General features: G+C 38.1%; 14 protein-coding genes. 7 read left to right on the top strand and 7 right to left on the bottom strand.

Annotated features, from left to right (window positions below; all coding sequences use genetic code 11):
- Positions 1 to 410 precede the first annotated feature (410 nt).
- The 3 genes from ACFIMA_RS03950 to ACFIMA_RS03940 are packed head-to-tail and all read right to left on the bottom strand — an operon-like array spanning position 411 to position 2,964.
- Entirely contained in the window at positions 411 to 1,328 is a 918-nt protein-coding gene (locus ACFIMA_RS03950; protein WP_375613291.1) for a metal ABC transporter solute-binding protein, Zn/Mn family, read from the bottom strand.
- Positions 1,329 to 1,338: 10 nt separating this feature from the next.
- The gene (locus ACFIMA_RS03945) at positions 1,339 to 2,208 is read right to left on the bottom strand and encodes a metal ABC transporter permease (RefSeq protein WP_375613292.1); all 870 of its coding nucleotides are present in this window, start codon (positions 2,206 to 2,208) and stop codon (positions 1,339 to 1,341) included.
- Between the two features lie 3 nt (positions 2,209 to 2,211).
- Positions 2,212 to 2,964 carry an ABC transporter ATP-binding protein gene (locus ACFIMA_RS03940; protein WP_375677938.1) on the bottom strand — a complete coding sequence of 251 codons (753 nt, stop codon included), beginning with the start codon at positions 2,962 to 2,964 and terminating at the stop codon, positions 2,212 to 2,214.
- 680 nt (positions 2,965 to 3,644) lie between these two features.
- Here ACFIMA_RS03940 and nrdH point away from each other — a divergent pair.
- The 4 genes from nrdH to nrdF are packed head-to-tail and all read left to right on the top strand — an operon-like array spanning position 3,645 to position 7,385.
- Positions 3,645 to 3,869 (top strand): glutaredoxin-like protein NrdH, encoded by a 225-nt coding sequence (nrdH, locus tag ACFIMA_RS03935; protein WP_005774163.1) that lies wholly within the window; start codon positions 3,645 to 3,647, stop codon positions 3,867 to 3,869.
- Positions 3,869 to 4,267: a class Ib ribonucleoside-diphosphate reductase assembly flavoprotein NrdI gene (gene nrdI, locus ACFIMA_RS03930; RefSeq protein WP_375613294.1), complete on the top strand. Its 399-nt coding sequence runs from the start codon at positions 3,869 to 3,871 to the stop codon at positions 4,265 to 4,267. Before nrdH ends, nrdI begins: the two co-directional genes overlap by 1 nt.
- On the top strand, positions 4,249 to 6,399 hold the full coding sequence (nrdE, locus tag ACFIMA_RS03925; RefSeq protein WP_375666086.1) for a class 1b ribonucleoside-diphosphate reductase subunit alpha: 2,151 nt from the start codon (positions 4,249 to 4,251) through the stop codon (positions 6,397 to 6,399). The genes nrdI and nrdE overlap by 19 nt, the downstream gene beginning before the upstream one ends.
- Before the next feature lie 11 nt (positions 6,400 to 6,410).
- Positions 6,411 to 7,385, top strand: coding sequence for a class 1b ribonucleoside-diphosphate reductase subunit beta (nrdF, locus tag ACFIMA_RS03920; protein WP_273722534.1), 975 nt, complete (start codon positions 6,411 to 6,413; stop codon positions 7,383 to 7,385).
- Here the strand turns inward: nrdF and prmC are convergent.
- From prmC to secA, 4 genes are all read right to left on the bottom strand, one after another.
- Positions 7,382 to 8,248, bottom strand: a complete 867-nt coding sequence (prmC, locus tag ACFIMA_RS03915; protein WP_375632280.1) for a peptide chain release factor N(5)-glutamine methyltransferase — start codon at positions 8,246 to 8,248, stop codon at positions 7,382 to 7,384. The genes nrdF and prmC overlap by 4 nt on opposite strands.
- Complete coding sequence (gene prfA / locus ACFIMA_RS03910; protein WP_375632281.1) at positions 8,245 to 9,321, bottom strand: peptide chain release factor 1; 1,077 nt, start codon at positions 9,319 to 9,321, stop codon at positions 8,245 to 8,247. The genes prmC and prfA overlap by 4 nt, the downstream gene beginning before the upstream one ends.
- A gap of 222 nt (positions 9,322 to 9,543) precedes the next feature.
- On the bottom strand, positions 9,544 to 10,035 hold the full coding sequence (locus tag ACFIMA_RS03905; RefSeq protein ID WP_375611830.1) for a Fur family transcriptional regulator: 492 nt from the start codon (positions 10,033 to 10,035) through the stop codon (positions 9,544 to 9,546).
- Positions 9,974 to 12,691, bottom strand: coding sequence for a preprotein translocase subunit SecA (gene secA, locus ACFIMA_RS03900; RefSeq protein WP_375652498.1), 2,718 nt, complete (start codon positions 12,689 to 12,691; stop codon positions 9,974 to 9,976). Before secA ends, ACFIMA_RS03905 begins: the two co-directional genes overlap by 62 nt.
- Before the next feature lie 435 nt (positions 12,692 to 13,126).
- On the opposite strand from secA, the gene ACFIMA_RS03895 reads away from it, so the two are divergent.
- The 3 genes from ACFIMA_RS03895 (at position 13,127) to mutT (ending at position 15,981) form a co-directional block, all read left to right on the top strand.
- A complete protein-coding gene (locus ACFIMA_RS03895; protein WP_375611828.1) occupies positions 13,127 to 14,080 on the top strand; it encodes a peptidylprolyl isomerase in 954 nt (317 codons plus the stop codon).
- Positions 14,081 to 14,209: 129 nt separating this feature from the next.
- Positions 14,210 to 15,442, top strand: a complete 1,233-nt coding sequence (argJ, locus tag ACFIMA_RS03890; protein WP_375627653.1) for a bifunctional glutamate N-acetyltransferase/amino-acid acetyltransferase ArgJ — start codon at positions 14,210 to 14,212, stop codon at positions 15,440 to 15,442.
- A gap of 125 nt (positions 15,443 to 15,567) precedes the next feature.
- Positions 15,568 to 15,981: an 8-oxo-dGTP diphosphatase MutT gene (gene mutT / locus ACFIMA_RS03885; RefSeq protein WP_375627652.1), complete on the top strand. Its 414-nt coding sequence runs from the start codon at positions 15,568 to 15,570 to the stop codon at positions 15,979 to 15,981.
- Positions 15,982 to 16,369 lie beyond the last annotated feature (388 nt).

Genomic DNA, 16,369 nt, shown 5'->3' with positions numbered 1-16,369 from the left:
GTCTCAAACATTGCAACAATTATTGTGTTGAGACTCTTCATAAGAGGCATTTTTTCTTCAAGTGGTTTTTATTCATACACTAATTCTACTTGCATGTTATAAAGAAGTTGGATAGATAAAAATACTTTAAGAAAGAGACACCAAATTCTTCTTATGAATCGTTTCAAGTGTCGAGAGTTATTGTAAAAGAAGCATTGAAAAATAGAATGCTACTGCTGACAGTTTGGGCACCATGAGGCAATAAATCCACTTACTTTATCTATCTTAGAATCTATAGAGTATAAATTTCTCTGTAAAAGTAACTTTATTTCATATCAATGTTATCAATTATAGCTGTTGGGGCATCATTAGTAACATAATCATAGACTTACGATTTTATGAACTCTTTTTTATCTCTTTTATAGAAGATCTTAATGTTTTGTGATAGCATCAATGATGGTATTCACATTATGTTCCATCATATCGAGATAAGTTGCTGCAGGGCCATTTTTGTTTGACAATGCATCAGAATAAAGTGTTCCACCAATTGTTAAGCCTGTTTCTTTTGCAATCTGTTTTATGAGACGGGGATTAGAGATATTTTCAACGAATAGGGCAGTTGCTTTATTCGCTTTAATTTGTTTTATAAGTTTAGCAACATCGGCTGCGGTTGCTTCAGTTTCTGTTGAAGCACTTTGAGGGGCAAGGATAGTAAAACCATATTCCTTGGCAAAATAGCCAAAGGCATCATGAGATGTGATAATGATACGTTTATCTTTAGGAATGGTAGCAATTTTTGTTTTCAGGGTATCTTGTGCTATTTTAAGTTTTTGGATGTAGGTTTCGGCATTTTTTTTGTAGCTGGTACAGGATTGTGGATCGATTTTACAAAAAGCAGCAGCGATATTCTTCACATAGATTTTGACATTGGGAATTGTTTGCCAAGCGTGTGGATCAATAACGCTGTGGTGGTGATGGGCATTATGTTCTTGATTTTTCATTTTGAGGGAGGGAATGTTAGCGCTAACTTCGACAAGAAGTGCTTTTGTACCACTTGCTGTAATGAGGCGATCAATAAATCCTTCTAAATGAAGCCCGTTGATGAAAATAATTTGAGCATTTCTAAGAGCCTGAGCATCATGGGGGGTAGGTTCATAAGTGTGAGTATTCGCATTGGGACCTACAAAAGTGGTCATAGAGATATGGTTGTCTCCTACATTTTTTACGAGATCTGCGAGAATAGAAAAGCTCGCAACAACTTTGATTTTATTGTGTGCAGAAGCAGAAAATGGAGAAAGGGCAAGCAATAAAGCTCCAAGAAGAACAAATTTTTGAGCAAACTTAGGCACATTTTTTTCCTTAAAGTGAGGAGGTATAAAAGAGGTGGGGAAACCATGTTACAATAAAGCCACGTGGACTTATCAAACAGGAAACAAGATAAATAAATCCTGCGGCAATGATGATAGCAGGGCCGGAGGGAAGTGAAAGATGAAAAGAAAGCAGGAGACCACATACGCTAGAAATGATTCCAAAAAGAGTGGAAAGCGCGCAAATAGGGCCTAGCCGTGAAAACCAAAAACGGGCTGTAATGGCTGGAATCATCATAATACCAACGGAAAGTAATGTTCCTAGTGATTGAAAGCCTCCAACCAGATTCAGCACCACAAGTCCAAGCAATGAAATATGAATATATTTACTCAATGGAGAGAGTGATTTAAAAAAGAGGGGGTCAAAGCTTTCTAAAACGAGTGCACGCCAAAAAATACAAAGGCTGCAGAGTGTAATCAGCATTATAGTAGTGATTAACCAAAGGGCTTGTGCATCAAGTGCAAGAACCGATCCGAATAAGAGATGAAGCAGCTCAATTGTTGAGTCTTTCAGTGAGATAATAATAACACCTGCCGCGAGTGCAATAAGATAAAAGACGGTCATGGATGCATCTTCTTTCTGAAAGCTGTTTCGTGAAATCAAAATGGTTGCTAAAGCAACAATAAGACCAGCGAAGATACCACCAAGTGTCATAGATATGAGGGAAAAGCCACAAATCAGAAAAGCAATTGCAACACCAGGAAGAATGGCATGAGAGATAGCATCTCCTGTCAAGCTCATTCCTCGGAGCATCAAAAACACACCAACAGGACAAGCGCTAATAGACAGAAAAATAGAACCGATAAGGGCGTTTTGCATAAATTGGAAATCAACAAAGGGGGCAAGAAAAAATGCATACACGTCTTATAACCTAAGAAAGAGAGGATCATTGATGAGAAGATTTTGTTTTTGTGCGCTAATAGGGAAAGAATTGGATGTGAGAGGTGGCATAACGTGATGAAGGGTGTTGTTTAAAAACTGTGTTGTTTCTCCATAAAAGGCGTTTTGTTGATCAATTTGAATCATTTGGGGGAAAAATTCTTGCACGATGAGAGGGTTATGGAGTGCGGTGAGAATTGTGCGTCCTTGCTGTTGCCAGTATGTGATCAGAGAAAGAAGGTCTTTTTGGGTATTATGATCTACACCATTGAAAGGTTCATCAAGTAAAATAATATTGGCATCTTGTACAATGATACGTGCAAAAAGAGCGCGTTGTAATTGCCCGCCTGATAATGTTTCAAGCGAACGGGGTGCGAGTTCTGTAAGCCCAACCATTTTAAGAGCATTTTGAATCTTAGAATCATAAGGGCGCTGATTCTTCCATAATCCACAAAAAGACCACAGTCCTGTTTTTACAAGCGTTTTCACATCAATTGGAAATGTTTGATCTATATTACATTGCTGAGCAAGATAAGCAATGCGGCTTTTTTTTGGTTTTGTAATTTTTCCTTTAAGAGGTTTAATCAATCCGGCGATGGCTTTTAGCAGTGTCGATTTTCCAGCGCCATTATCACCTGTTATTGCAACCAATGAACCAGCTTTTAACTTTGCTGAAAAGTTCTTTATTGCTATTCTATTCCTATAGCCTAATGTTGTTTTATTGAAGTGCAGATCCATATTTTTTACCATCGTTGCTTATTATTTTGGAAACTATGTAATAATATAACGTTTGTCAACAAAATGTTATATTATTACATAGTTTTGAGTACTGAAAATTTTAGTGGGAAGATCGTGGAAAATTAAAAATAATAATTGAATTCACCTTGACGAAAGAGAGAGAGTATATACTATATATAGTATCAAAATGATTGGTGATTCTAAATAAGCACAAGAGAGGGTGTTAGTGTGTTTCGTTTGGTATCTAAGTTATTTCCATTATTGTAAAGAGTTTATTGGCCAAAGGTATAGCAGTATTTTTACTGAAGGGTCTCTTTTGGAAGGATTTCCTTTCGTTTTTGTAATTGATTTTTGCCGTAAAAGAGCAAACAGAGCTCTTGAAAAACGGTAGTTTAGAACATTAGTTTTTTAGACAGCAGGAGGGAATTGTAATGCAAGCAAAAGATTGTTTTATAACTAGGGGGCTTTGCCATTTAAGTTGTAGAATAATCGCTTATTCTCATCATAGTTTTTGAAGTTATTTGATGAGGAATTCTGTTATGTTCAGGAAGCTGTGTATTATTTGAAAATAACCACATGTTTTGCGTACAATTTCTATTTTTTGTTATTCTTGAGTATCTATAAAATTATTAGATTGACCTTTCAGGGTTGATTGTTTGGAATTGTGAAAGTTGAAGAAAATGTCGATCACTATTTATAGCAAACCATCTTGTGTCCAATGTGATGCTACACGCCGCGCTTTTGATGCAAAAGGCATTCATTATCGTGTTGTTGATATTTCCTGTGATGAACAAGCATACAGTTTTGTTCAATCTCTGGGGTATCGTCAGGTTCCTGTCGTTGTTTGTGGTGAAAATCATTGGTCTGGTTTTAGACCAGATATGATTAGTGGTCTTTGTGCTTAATGGGGCTTATTGTTTATTATTCGAGTGCAACGGGTAATACAGAACATTTTGTCTCGCAGCTTGGGCAACGACTCTTCAAAATTGATAAAAGAAAGCCTTCTGCATTGGTTGGTGAACCTTATGTATTGGTTGTTCCTACATATGCAGATGGTGAAGGAAGAGGGGCCGTGCCGAAAGCCGTTGTCCAGTTTCTTAATGAAGCTGAGAACCGAAAATTAATTTGTGGTGTTATTGGCGGTGGGAATCGTAATTTTGGTCGCTATTATAATCTAGCAAGTAAAATTATTGCTGAAAAATGTTGTGTACCTTGCCTTTATCGTTTTGAGCTGCGTGGAACTGATGAAGACGTTATTTATGTAAAAAAGGGATTGGAAAGATTTTGGAAACAATTGGTATAGGACAATCGCAGAAATCGGATCAGATTACTGATTATCATGCGTTGAATGCAATGCTTAATCTTTATGATGAAAATGGTCATATTCAATTTGATATGGATCGGCTTGCTGCGCGGCAATATTTTCTTCAGCATGTTAATCAAAATACAGTTTTTTTTCATAACCTGAAGGAAAAAATAGATTACTTAATAGAGGAAGGTTATTATGAAAAAGCTTTATTTGAGCTTTATGATTTTTCTTTTATTAAAAAGCTTTTTAAACGTGCTTATGCATTTAAATTTCGTTTTCCTACCTTTTTAGGCGCATTTAAGTATTATACCAGCTATACACTGAAGACTTTTGATGGGAAACGTTATCTTGAACGTTATGAAGATCGCGTTTGTCTTGTAGCTTTATATTTGGCACAAGGGAATAAAGCTCTTGCTGAAAGTTTTGTGGATGAAATTATTACAGGACGTTTTCAACCGGCAACACCAACATTTTTAAATGCTGGGAAAAAACAACGAGGTGAATTGGTTTCGTGTTTTTTGCTACGTGTTGAAGATAATATGGAATCGATAGGTCGTTCGGTTAATTCGGCTTTGCAGCTTTCAAAACGTGGTGGAGGTGTGGCGCTTTGTTTAACGAATTTGCGGGAAGCAGGGGCACCAATTAAGCAAATAGAAAATCAGTCCTCAGGTGTTTTACCGGTGATGAAACTCTTGGAAGATTCTTTTTCTTACGCCAATCAGCTTGGGGCACGACAGGGGGCTGGAGCTGTTTATTTGCATGCTCATCATTTAGATATTATGAAGTTTTTGGATACAAAGCGTGAAAATGCTGATGAAAAAGTTAGAATTAAAACGCTTTCGCTTGGTGTCGTTATTCCTGATATTACTTTTGAGCTTGCACGGAATAATGAGGATATGTATCTCTTCTCATCGTATGACATCGAGCGTGTGACAGGTAAGCCCTTTAGCGATATTTCTTTAACGGAGCATTATCGTTCTTTTGTTGATAATGCAAAGATTCGTAAAAAGAAAATAAGTGCACGCGTTTTTTTCCAGACATTAGCGGAAATTCAATTTGAGTCGGGTTATCCCTATATTTTATTTGAGGATACTGCTAATCGATCGAATCCGATAGCTGGGCGCATAAGTATGAGCAATTTATGTTCAGAAATTTTGCAGGTGAGTGAGGCGAGTGAACTGGAGACAGATTTAACTTATCGCACGATTGGAAGTGATATATCCTGTAATCTTGGATCCATGAATATTGCCAAAGCAATGGAAAGTCCTGATTTTGGACAGACCGTGGAATCTGCTGTTCGCGCTCTGACTGCTGTTTCGGATATGAGCAATATTGATTGTGTGCCTTCCATTGCGAAAGGCAATGCTGAAAGTCATGCGATTGGTTTGGGACAAATGAATTTGCATGGGTTTCTAGCGCGTGAGCAGATCTATTATGGGTCTCCAGAAGCGATTGATTTTACCAATATCTATTTTTATATTGTGACATATCACGCCATACGTGCTTCCAATTTAATTGCGCGCGAACGTCAAGAAATGTTTGCAGGGTTTGAAAAATCAGCTTATGCAGATGGACGTTTTTTCGAGAAATATATTGAAAGAGAATGGAAACCGCAATTTGCGCTTGTGCAAGAGCTTTTTGAGCGGAACAATATTGTTATTCCAAGTCAAAAGGATTGGCAGGAACTCAAGGATTTAGTTGTTGAGTACGGGCTTTATAATCGCAATCTACAGGCAGTTCCTCCCACGGGATCTATCTCCTATATTAATCATGCCACTTCCTCTATTCATCCGATTGCTTCAAAAATCGAAATTCGCAAAGAGGGAAAAATTGGGCGCGTTTATTATCCTGCTCCTTATATGGATAATACGAATTTGAATTTTTACCAAGATGCTTATGAGATTGGCCCTGAAAAAATTATAGATACCTATGCTGCGGCAACACAGCATGTTGATCAAGGTCTTTCATTAACATTATTTTTTCCTGATACAGCGACCACACGTGATATTAACCGCGCACAAATTTATGCTTGGAAAAAGGGTATCAAGAGTATTTACTATGTACGATTACGGCAAGTAGCATTGAGTGGAACAGAAGTTGATGGCTGTGTTTCGTGCAGTTTATAGGAGATCATCATATGACAAAGATTACAACCAAAAATCCTGTTGTGTGCGCTGTTAATTGGAATAGATTACATGATGAGAAAGATCTTGAAGTATGGAACCGCTTAACTGGGAATTTTTGGTTACCTGAGAAGGTTCCACTTTCCAATGACATTCCCTCATGGTCAAGCTTAACGGATGAAGAACGCAAGCTAACGATTCGTGTTTTTACAGGACTAACGCTTCTTGATACAATTCAAAACACTGTAGGAGCCATTTCGCTTCTGGCTGATGCGATAACAGAGCATGAGGAGGCAGTTTTGACGAATATTGCCTTCATGGAAGCGGTTCATGCACGTTCTTATTCCTCTATTTTTTCAACCCTTTGTTCGACGGTAGAAGTTGATGATGCGTTTAGATGGTCAGAAGAAAATATTCATTTGCAGAAAAAGGCTAGATTAGTACTTGAGCGTTATGAAGCAAATGATCCACTTAAGAAAAAAATTGCTTCGACTTTGCTGGAAAGCTTTTTATTTTATTCTGGTTTTTATTTGCCCATGTATTGGGCCAGTCGCGCTAAGTTGACCAATACAGCAGACCTCATTCGACTAATCATTCGTGATGAAGCAGTCCATGGTTATTATATAGGTTATAAATTCCAATTGGGCTTTGCAAAGCTTGATGAAGCCAAAAGACAAGAAATTAAAGATTTTGCTTTTAACCTGCTCTTTGATCTTTATAACATCGAGTGCAAATATACTGAAGATCTTTATGATGCGCTTGGATTGACAGAAGATGTTAAAATTTTTCTTCATTATAACGCTAACAAGGCTTTAATGAATTTAGGTTTTGAAGCTCTTTTCCCCCCTGAGGTTTGTCGTGTTAATCCCGCTATTTTGGCAGCTTTATCACCAAACTCTGACGAAAATCATGACTTTTTTTCAGGGGCAGGTTCTTCTTATGTCATTGGCAAGGCGGTTGCTACCACGGATGATGATTGGGAATTTTAATGTTTGCATGCAAATAGAAGTGCGCGGGGTATTCCACTGAGGTCTTTGCGCATTTCTAAACATTGGAAGCCATTTGTTTCAAACAAATTGCAAACTTCTTTTTCTTGAGAGTAACCAATTTCAACAGCGATAGTGCCGTTTTCTTTTAAGTAGTTGGCTGCTTCATGGGCGAGCTTTCGATAAAAATCAAGACCATCTTTTCCACCGACAAGAGCGCGCAATGGATCATGTAAGCGCACTTCTTTTGCAAGTTTTTTGATATCTTTTGCGGGGATATAAGGTGGATTGGAAACAATAAAATCAAAGCGATCTGTGACAGAATCAAACCAGTCGCTAAGAAGGGGTGTGAAGCGGTGTGCTACTTCAGCATTTTTTGCATTTTTTGTCGCTGTTTTAAGGGCATCTTCAGAAATATCGACAGCGACTGCATAGGATTGGGGAATTTGTTTAAGAATGGCAATGGCAATGGCGCCACTTCCTGTTCCCATATCAAGGAATGTTGTTCTTCTCGAATTTTCGATCTGTTTTTGGAGAAAAGGGAGAACAAGATCTATCAGCGTTTCTGTATCAGGGCGTGGTTCTAACGTCTCTTGAGATAATGTAAAAGATATACCATAAAATTCTCGTGCTCCTATAATACGGTAAACGGGTTCGCCTGCAATACGCCGTTGTAAAGCCTGTTCTATTTGTATAATATGCTCAGAAGATAGATGCATATCTGGTTTAGAAACTCTTTCAGCAGCATTTATTCCTGTTATCCATTCAATGAGTATTTTCGCATCGAGATCGGCTTCAGCAATCCCTTTCGTGCGCAATTTTTCTTGCATTTGTTGGATAACATTCTTGAAAGAATATTTGCTCAATTATTATCCATTTCCATCAGCAGTCTTGTTTGATGATCTGAGATGAGTGCATGAAGAAGCTCATCAAGATCTCCCTCTAGAATGCGATCAAGCTTATACAAGGTTAGATTAATACGGTGATCCGTGACACGTCCTTGTGGAAAATTATAGGTACGAATACGCTCTGAGCGATCACCAGAACCAACTTGGCTTTTACGAGAAGCTGAACGTTCACTTTCCGCTTTTTGTCGTTCGATATCGAATAAGCGTGCCCGTAAAATTTGAAGGGCTCTTGCTCGGTTTTGATGTTGTGATTTTTCTGCTTGTACGACCATAATTCCTGTTGGAATATGCGTGATACGAACAGCTGAATCCGTTGTATTAACATGCTGTCCTCCTGCTCCGGATGCACGCATTGTGTCGATACGAATATCTTCAGGACGAATATCAATATCAATATCTTCAGCTTCTGGAAGCACAGCAACGGTAGCAGCAGATGTATGGATACGTCCACCTGTCTCTGTTTCAGGGATGCGTTGCACACGATGAACCCCTGATTCATATTTCAATTTAGAAAAGACACCTTTTCCTGAAATGGTAGCAATAATCTCTTTATATCCGCCAACTTCCCCCTCACTAAGTGAAATAATTTCTACTTTCCAATGGTGAGCATGGGCATAACGTTCATACATGCGGAAAAGATCACCGGAAAAAAGTGCTGCTTCTGATCCGCCCGTTCCTGCTCGAATTTCAACAATAGCGTTTTTTTCATCAGCAACATCTTTAGGCAAAAGCAGAATTTGGAGTTCTTTTTCAAATTGCTCTACTTTTTTATATAACGATGGTAGCTCTTCTTGGGCAAGATTACGCATCTCTATATCTGTTTGTTTATCGTTGATAATCGTTTCTAATTCTGTAATCTCTTCGTAAAGAGCATTTAATGCGCGTATAGAGGCAATAACGGGTTGTAGTTCTGCATATTCAGAAGCTAATTTGACATATGTTTCAGCATTTGGATTCGTCGTCATTTGGCTTTCAATTATTTCAAAGCGCTTTTCAAGCTGTCTCATACGATCTTGTGGCAAGGAAACCATGATAATATTGGCCTAATTTTTCATAATACAATTTTTATAATATTTTGTTGCAATGATTGTTTGTTATAATATTGGCAATGAATTACCGTATAGCATCATACAAAGAGGGGTAATAAAGCAATTCTTTTTTTTTGCCAATGAAAACTATTATATTTTAAAGGTAAATTTTTATAAAATTTGATTTGCCTGAGGTATTTTATCTAATGATATATGATTACTTTTTTAAGAGTTTTTTTTTCCGTAAAGTTCAAGGCGGTGATGAATAATATCATAGCCAAGGGATTTTGCAATTTCCTCTTGCAGCTTTTCAATAACATCAGAATGAAACTCGATAACTTGTCCTGTTTCTATATCAATGAGATGATCATGATGTTGCCCATCTGCTTGCTCAAAACGAGATGGACCACCACTAAAGCTATGGCGATGAATTGTTCCATTTCCTTCTAATATTTTCATGGTTCGATAAACAGTTGAGAGTGAAATATTCGAATCTATTTTGTTTGCACGCTGAAAAATTTCAAATGCATTAGGATGATCATTTGTATCAGTCAAAATATCAAGAATAACTCGTCGTTGACGTGTTACTCTTAAACCAGCTGTGCGCAATTCTTGCTCATAATTTCGCTTTTTATTCATTTGCATAGTTTGCTTTTCAAACAAAGGCTCCATGACAGTGTTTGTATTTTTTCTCTGAACCGCAAGGACAACGCTCATTACGTCCAACTTTTCCCCATGTGGTTATATCGTTAGGGTCACGATCTTGTGGATTAACAAATCTATTTTCTTGTGATCGTGCCCATAAGGTGGGAGCATTTTCTTGACTTTGATCATTAAAGACAGAAGAAGCAGCATCAGTTTGCTCAGGCATGGTCGGTTCTGTGGGGTGTTGAATGATTTCAAAGCGCATAAGCTTAGAAGTGACAATTCGGCGCAAATTTCTCAACATACTTTGAAAGAGTTCAAATGATTCTGTCTTATATTCATTGAGCGGATCCCGCTGCGCATAACCACGAAAACCAACAACAGAACGCAAATGGTCTAAACTCACCAGATGTTCACGCCATAACGTGTCAATAGTTTCGAGCAATACTGCTTTGTGAAAATAAGCCATAACTTCTGGAGAATATCGTTCAGTACGCTCATTTTCAAGTTTTGTAACAGCATCTGATACACGCTCTAGAATTTGCTCCTCGGCAATTCCATCTTCTTTTGCCCATTCTTCCACTGGAAGCTCAAGATTAAAGAGTTGTTGAAGCTCTTCTTCAAGAGTTTTTGCATCCCATTTTTCAGAATATGTCCCTGAAGGAATATAAGCCTCTACGAGATCCTCTACGACTTCATTGCGCATTTCAAGGATCATTTCTGATAAATCATCTGCGTTCATGACCTCCATACGCTGTTCAAAAATAACCTTGCGTTGATCATTCATGACATCATCATATTTTAGCAGATTTTTACGAATTTCAAAGTTCCGTGCTTCGACCTTTTTTTGTGCTTTTTCAAGGGCCTTATTAATCCATGGGTGGATAATAGCTTCATTTTCTTTCAATCCAAGTTTTTGCAGCATACCATCCATACGGTTAGAGCCAAAGATACGCATAAGATCATCTTGAAGAGAGAGAAAGAATTTTGAGCGCCCAGGATCGCCTTGGCGACCAGAACGTCCACGAAGCTGGTTATCAATACGACGGCTTTCATGACGTTCAGTAGCGATAACGTAAAGCCCTCCAGCCGCTAAAGCTTTTTCTTTAAGCTTCTGAACATCTTTTTTTATTTCTTCAATTTTAGCTGTTCGCTCTGGACCTTCGGGGATATCCTGTAACTCTTGTCGGATGCGCATTTCAACATTACCACCAAGCTGTATATCCGTACCGCGTCCTGCCATGTTGGTTGCAATGGTGAGAGCTCTAGGAACGCCTGCTTGCGCAATGATATATGCTTCTTGTTCGTGATAGCGAGCATTTAAGACTCTAAAATCGGTAATGCCTTCTTTTCGCAAACGCTCTGCCAATTGTTCTGACTTTTCAATAGAGGTTGTTCCAACAAGAATGGGCTGTTCTTTTTCGTGCGCTTGACGGATATCACGCACAATTGCCCGATATTTCTCTTCTGCTGTTCGATAAATCTCATCATCTTCATCAATACGTTGTATTGGCAAATTTGTAGGGATTTCGACAACGTCAAGACCATAAATATTTCTGAATTCTTCGGCTTCTGTTGTTGCAGTTCCAGTCATGCCAGATAATTTCCTATACATACGGAAGTAATTTTGGAAAGTGATGGAAGCAAGTGTCTGGTTTTCTGGTTGAATAGCAACATGCTCTTTAGCTTCTAACGCTTGATGAAGTCCTTCAGAATAACGCCGCCCAGGCATCATTCGCCCTGTAAATTCGTCAATAATAACGATTTCATCATTGCGAACAATGTAATCTTTATCGCGAGCAAACAGTTTATGAGCTTTTAGAGCATTATTGACATGATGAACGATAGCGACATTTTCTATGTCATAAAGACTCTCACCTTTAAGATGCCCAGCTTGTTCGAGCATTTTTTCAATTTTTTCAGTACCAACTTCGGTAAAGGTCGTTGTTTTTTGTTTTTCGTCTATTTCATAGTCTTCTGGAGTTAAGGCAGGAATAAATGTATCAATAAGGTTATAGAAGTCAGTACGATCTTCTAGAGGACCAGAAATAATAAGGGGGGTACGGGCTTCATCAATAAGAATCGAATCAACTTCATCAACAATTGCGTAATGATGTCCACGTTGGACCATTTGACTATGATCGAAGGCCATATTATCACGCAAATAATCAAAACCTAGTTCATTATTTGTGGCATAGGTGATGTCGCATGCATAGGCTTCTCGGCGGGCATCACTATCAAGATCATGAAGAATCACGCCTGTTGTAAGCCCTAGAAAACTAAAAATTTTCCCCATTGTTTCAGCATCACGACTGGCGAGATAATCGTTTACTGTCACAACATGAACGCCTTTACCTTCCAATGCATTGAGATAAATTGGTAGAGTTGCCATTAATGTTTTACCTTCACCAGTACGCATTTCAGCTATGCCGCAGTCGTGAAGGACCATTCCACCAATAAGTTGTACGTCAAAAGGACGCATGTCATAAACACGTTTTGCGGCTTCACGAACAGTCGCGAAAGCTTCTGGTAAGAGCAAATCAACACTTTCACCTTCACTAAGACGTTTACGAAAGGCATCTGTTTTTTGGCAAAGCTGCTCATCACTTAATTTTACGAATTGTTCTTCCAAAGCATTAATTTGTGCAACTTTTTGGCGGAGTGCTTTGAGATGTCGCTCATGAGCTGAACCAAAAAACTTACGGGCAAAAACACCTAAACTGACCATCTCTGGCCCTTTCTTTTAATTGTTGTCACTCTTGTTGGGTAATTCATACGCTCTCCCCATACTCTACATTTTCTTCAAATTATCTGATATCATTAGTGACATCATGAAATGCAGATGGTACCATTATACTTGCTGGTGTGCAATTTTTCACTCTAATTGTAAAGTAGAGATAAGAGGCTAAGCGCTTTATGTCAACTTTAAGTATGCTATTTAACTGATACAATACAAAGTAATTTAAGATACAATATGTCATTTTTCTCTATTATCATGTTTTTCATCTGCATTAGATAGGATTGGAGAAACTGAGATAAAAGGATAATTTTATACTTTTTTAAAATAAAATTACTAATTTATTTCTCTATGTTTAAAGATTAAAGTGTTATGGTAAAGAAAATTGGAATCTTGAACCTGCCTTCATTTTTAAGGAGTATATTTATGAAATTTAACTTTATCACGCTTTTTTTAGCATCAACTTTATTGGCAAGTACAAGTTTAGGGGTGAGTGCTCAAGAAGGTTTGAATTCATCGTCGAGTGATTTAAAGACTTTAGAGAAAGCTTCTGAAAAAGCCGTTTCTCCTTCTCATGTTATGGCGGTTATTGATGGGAAAAATATTACAGCAGGCCAATTGGATGATTTAGCGCTTGAAATAAATCCTAATTTAGCACGTTTTCCTGATGAACAACGCCGTATGATGGTTCTAAAAGCTTATTTAGATATGCAGGCCCTCGCAAAAGCAGCAAGAAGCAAAGGTCTTGATAAGACAGAAGCTTACGATAAACGTATGGCAGTCATGCGTGACAATGTTCTTCAACAGCTTTATTTTAAACAGGCGATTGTTGATAAAATATCGGATACTGATTTGGAAGCTCTTTATAAGCAAGAAGTTGCTGCTTTACCTAAAGAGGATGAGGTTAAAGCGCGTCATATTTTGGTCAAAACGAGAAAAGAAGCAGAAGCTATCATTAAGCATTTAAATAAAGGCGAAAATTTTGAAGAGATTGCAAAGAAAAGTTCAACAGATGGTTCTGCTGCCGTTGGGGGTGATCTTGGTTATTTTAGCCATGGTCAAATGGTCAAGCCTTTTGAAGATGCCGCATTTGGTTTGAAAGTTGGCGAATACACAAAACAACCCGTTGAAAGTCCTTTTGGTTGGCATATTATTAAATTAGAAGATCGTCGTGTAAAACAACCGCCTGCATTTGATGATGTTAAAGAGATGTTGCGGACACAGCTGATAAAAAAGCGCTATCAAGAACTGATTGTTGATTTGCGTAGCAAGATAGATGTGAAATACCCTGATCCTAATGTTACAAAAATCATGGAATCGCTTCATCAAAATGGGACGCTACTTCCCGATGAGACATCTGATGAAGAAGATACGGAATAGCTAGTAAAAATAAGTAGATAGCCTCTTTAATAGATAATTTGCTAGGTTAGTTTTGTTCAAAAAGCCTAGCAGTTTTCTATGAGAGGTTATTGATCTGCAATCATTTCATTTTTTTATAGAAAGCATATTGTGGTTTTGAAAATCTCTCCTTTGTCGCCTCAAAAGATCCAAGAGCTTTCTCCATTATCTGGTGTACGGATAGCAACAGCTGAAGCTGGGATTAAATATAAAGATCGTACAGATCTTCTTTTCATCATATTCGATAAGCCAGTGAGTGTGGCCGGTGTTTTTACTCGTTCAAAATGCCCATCTGCTCCTGTAGAGCATTGTCGTGCATCGCTTCCTCATGGGGTTGCGAGGGGTGTTGTTGTGAATTCTGGAAATGCAAATGCTTTTACAGGAAGCAAAGGAAAGCACACTACCGATGCAATTATTTGTGCAGCAGCGAACGCTTTAAAGGTTAGAGAAGATGAAATTTTTATAGCTTCTACGGGTGTTATTGGTGAGCCAATGGATGCATCGGGTATTGTCAATCTTTTACCAAGTATGACAGAGACAGCAGAAGAGGGAAATTGGTTGGAAGCTGCAAAAGCCATAATGACAACGGACACATTTCCAAAACTTGCGACGCGCACTTTTGACTGTGGGGGAGAGCGTGTTACCATTAATGGAATTGCAAAAGGTGCTGGTATGATTGCACCCGATATGGCGACAATGCTGTCATTTGTGGTTAGTGATGCTACCATTTCTTCGGATGCACTCCAATCCATGTTATCAGAGGCAGTTGAGGGTTCTTTCAATTCAATTACTGTTGATAGCGATACCTCAACTTCAGATACGCTTATGTTGTTTGCGACAGGAAAAGAACATTTTCCATGTCTTACAAGTAAATCTGATCCGCGTTATGGGGTTTTTGTGAAACAATTGAGTGCACTTCTGCATGAACTTGCACTACAAGTTGTTTGTGATGGTGAAGGTGCTCGTCATTTAATTGAGGTTAATGTGGTAGGTGCTACAACAAATAATGCAGCTAAAACTATTGCTTTATCAATTGCAAATTCACCGCTCGTAAAAACGGCTATTGCCGGTGAAGATGCGAATTGGGGGCGGGTCGTTATGGCAGTTGGGAAGGCCGGTGTTGAAGTCGATCGTGATCTATTGACGATTTGGTTTGGTGAGCATCGTGTGGCCGTGAATGGCGTACGAGATCCTGAGTATTGTGAAGAGACAATAGGTACTTATATGCAAGGTAAGCACATCACGATTCGTGTTGATATCGGTTTGGGTAAGAGTACGGCGACGGTTTGGTCTTGCGATTTAACAAAAGAGTACGTTATGATCAATAGCGATTACAGAAGTTAATGGATGCACTTTATATTTAACAGTTTATTATTTTTCAGAGCAAATGGGGTATGTGAGCTCTTTTAGGAGCAGAGGGGATATGATAGAAAAGTCAGTTATCTTTATGTTCCCTATTGGGGAGTGATATGTGTATGAAAAGTTCCATTCTTCTTGTTGTTGCATGTGCACTGTTAGATCAGAATAATCGTGTTTTGCTTACACAGCGTCCTGAAGGAAAATCACTGGCTGGTTTATGGGAGTTCCCTGGTGGCAAGGTTGAGCAAGGTGAAACTCCGGAAGCATCATTGATTCGTGAATTAGAGGAAGAGCTTGGTATTTATGTTCAACCAAATAATTTACACCCTTTAACATTTGCAAGTCATAGCTATAAAACATTTCATCTCTTAATGCCATTGTATCTTTGTGACCATTATGAGGGCGTTGCGCAAGGACGAGAGGGGCAAAATTTAGAATGGGTTTTTATTAATGATCTTGATAAATACCCTATGCCTGATGCTGATAAACCATTGGTTCAGGTATTGAAAAATCATCTTCTTTAATGTGTTATAAGAAGAAAATATAATTCAATATATTGATTTAAAATAATAATTTATATTTTTTATGTTGAATAGGGAAGTCCAGAGTCGTAAAAAAATTTCTCATATTTCAAATCTGTTTTATGTTAAATTAATCAAAACCATTCTTTTGCACGTTCCAAGCGGGGAGGGTTATGTGGATAAAATTATTTAAGAAAGAAATAAAATACGTGCTGAAAGAACACTCTCCAATAGCCAAGGGTTATCGCAACATTGAGAATTGGCAAAGTGTATAATGATGTCTTTACACGATTCATAAGTATAAAGATAGTGGTAGACAATGTATGTTATACTTTTCACGTGTATCATTGTGAGATGGGTTTGGGTGAACTGAGAGGTATAAGGAGTATTT

Source organism: Bartonella sp. AP88HLJMH, assembly GCF_042195605.1.
Lineage (GTDB): Bacteria > Pseudomonadota > Alphaproteobacteria > Rhizobiales > Rhizobiaceae > Bartonella.
Note: the sequence above shows the minus strand (reverse complement) of the source record. Positions and strands in the feature narration are given on the sequence as shown.

What these genes read in the sequence shown, in the direction of transcription:
- mutT (WP_375627652.1), top strand. Translation starts at nt 15,568, where the DNA reads ATGTGTATGAAAAGTTCCATTCTTCTTGTTGTTGCATGTGCACTGTTA.
- prfA (WP_375632281.1), bottom strand. Translation starts at nt 9,321, where the DNA reads ATGGTTTCCTTGCCACAAGATCGTATGAGACAGCTTGAAAAGCGCTTT.
- ACFIMA_RS03940 (WP_375677938.1), bottom strand. Translation starts at nt 2,964, where the DNA reads ATGGATCTGCACTTCAATAAAACAACATTAGGCTATAGGAATAGAATA.
- secA (WP_375652498.1), bottom strand. Translation starts at nt 12,691, where the DNA reads ATGGTCAGTTTAGGTGTTTTTGCCCGTAAGTTTTTTGGTTCAGCTCAT.
- nrdI (WP_375613294.1), top strand. Translation starts at nt 3,869, where the DNA reads ATGGGGCTTATTGTTTATTATTCGAGTGCAACGGGTAATACAGAACAT.
- nrdH (WP_005774163.1), top strand. Translation starts at nt 3,645, where the DNA reads ATGTCGATCACTATTTATAGCAAACCATCTTGTGTCCAATGTGATGCT.
- nrdF (WP_273722534.1), top strand. Translation starts at nt 6,411, where the DNA reads ATGACAAAGATTACAACCAAAAATCCTGTTGTGTGCGCTGTTAATTGG.
- ACFIMA_RS03895 (WP_375611828.1), top strand. Translation starts at nt 13,127, where the DNA reads ATGAAATTTAACTTTATCACGCTTTTTTTAGCATCAACTTTATTGGCA.
- ACFIMA_RS03905 (WP_375611830.1), bottom strand. Translation starts at nt 10,035, where the DNA reads ATGAGCGTTGTCCTTGCGGTTCAGAGAAAAAATACAAACACTGTCATG.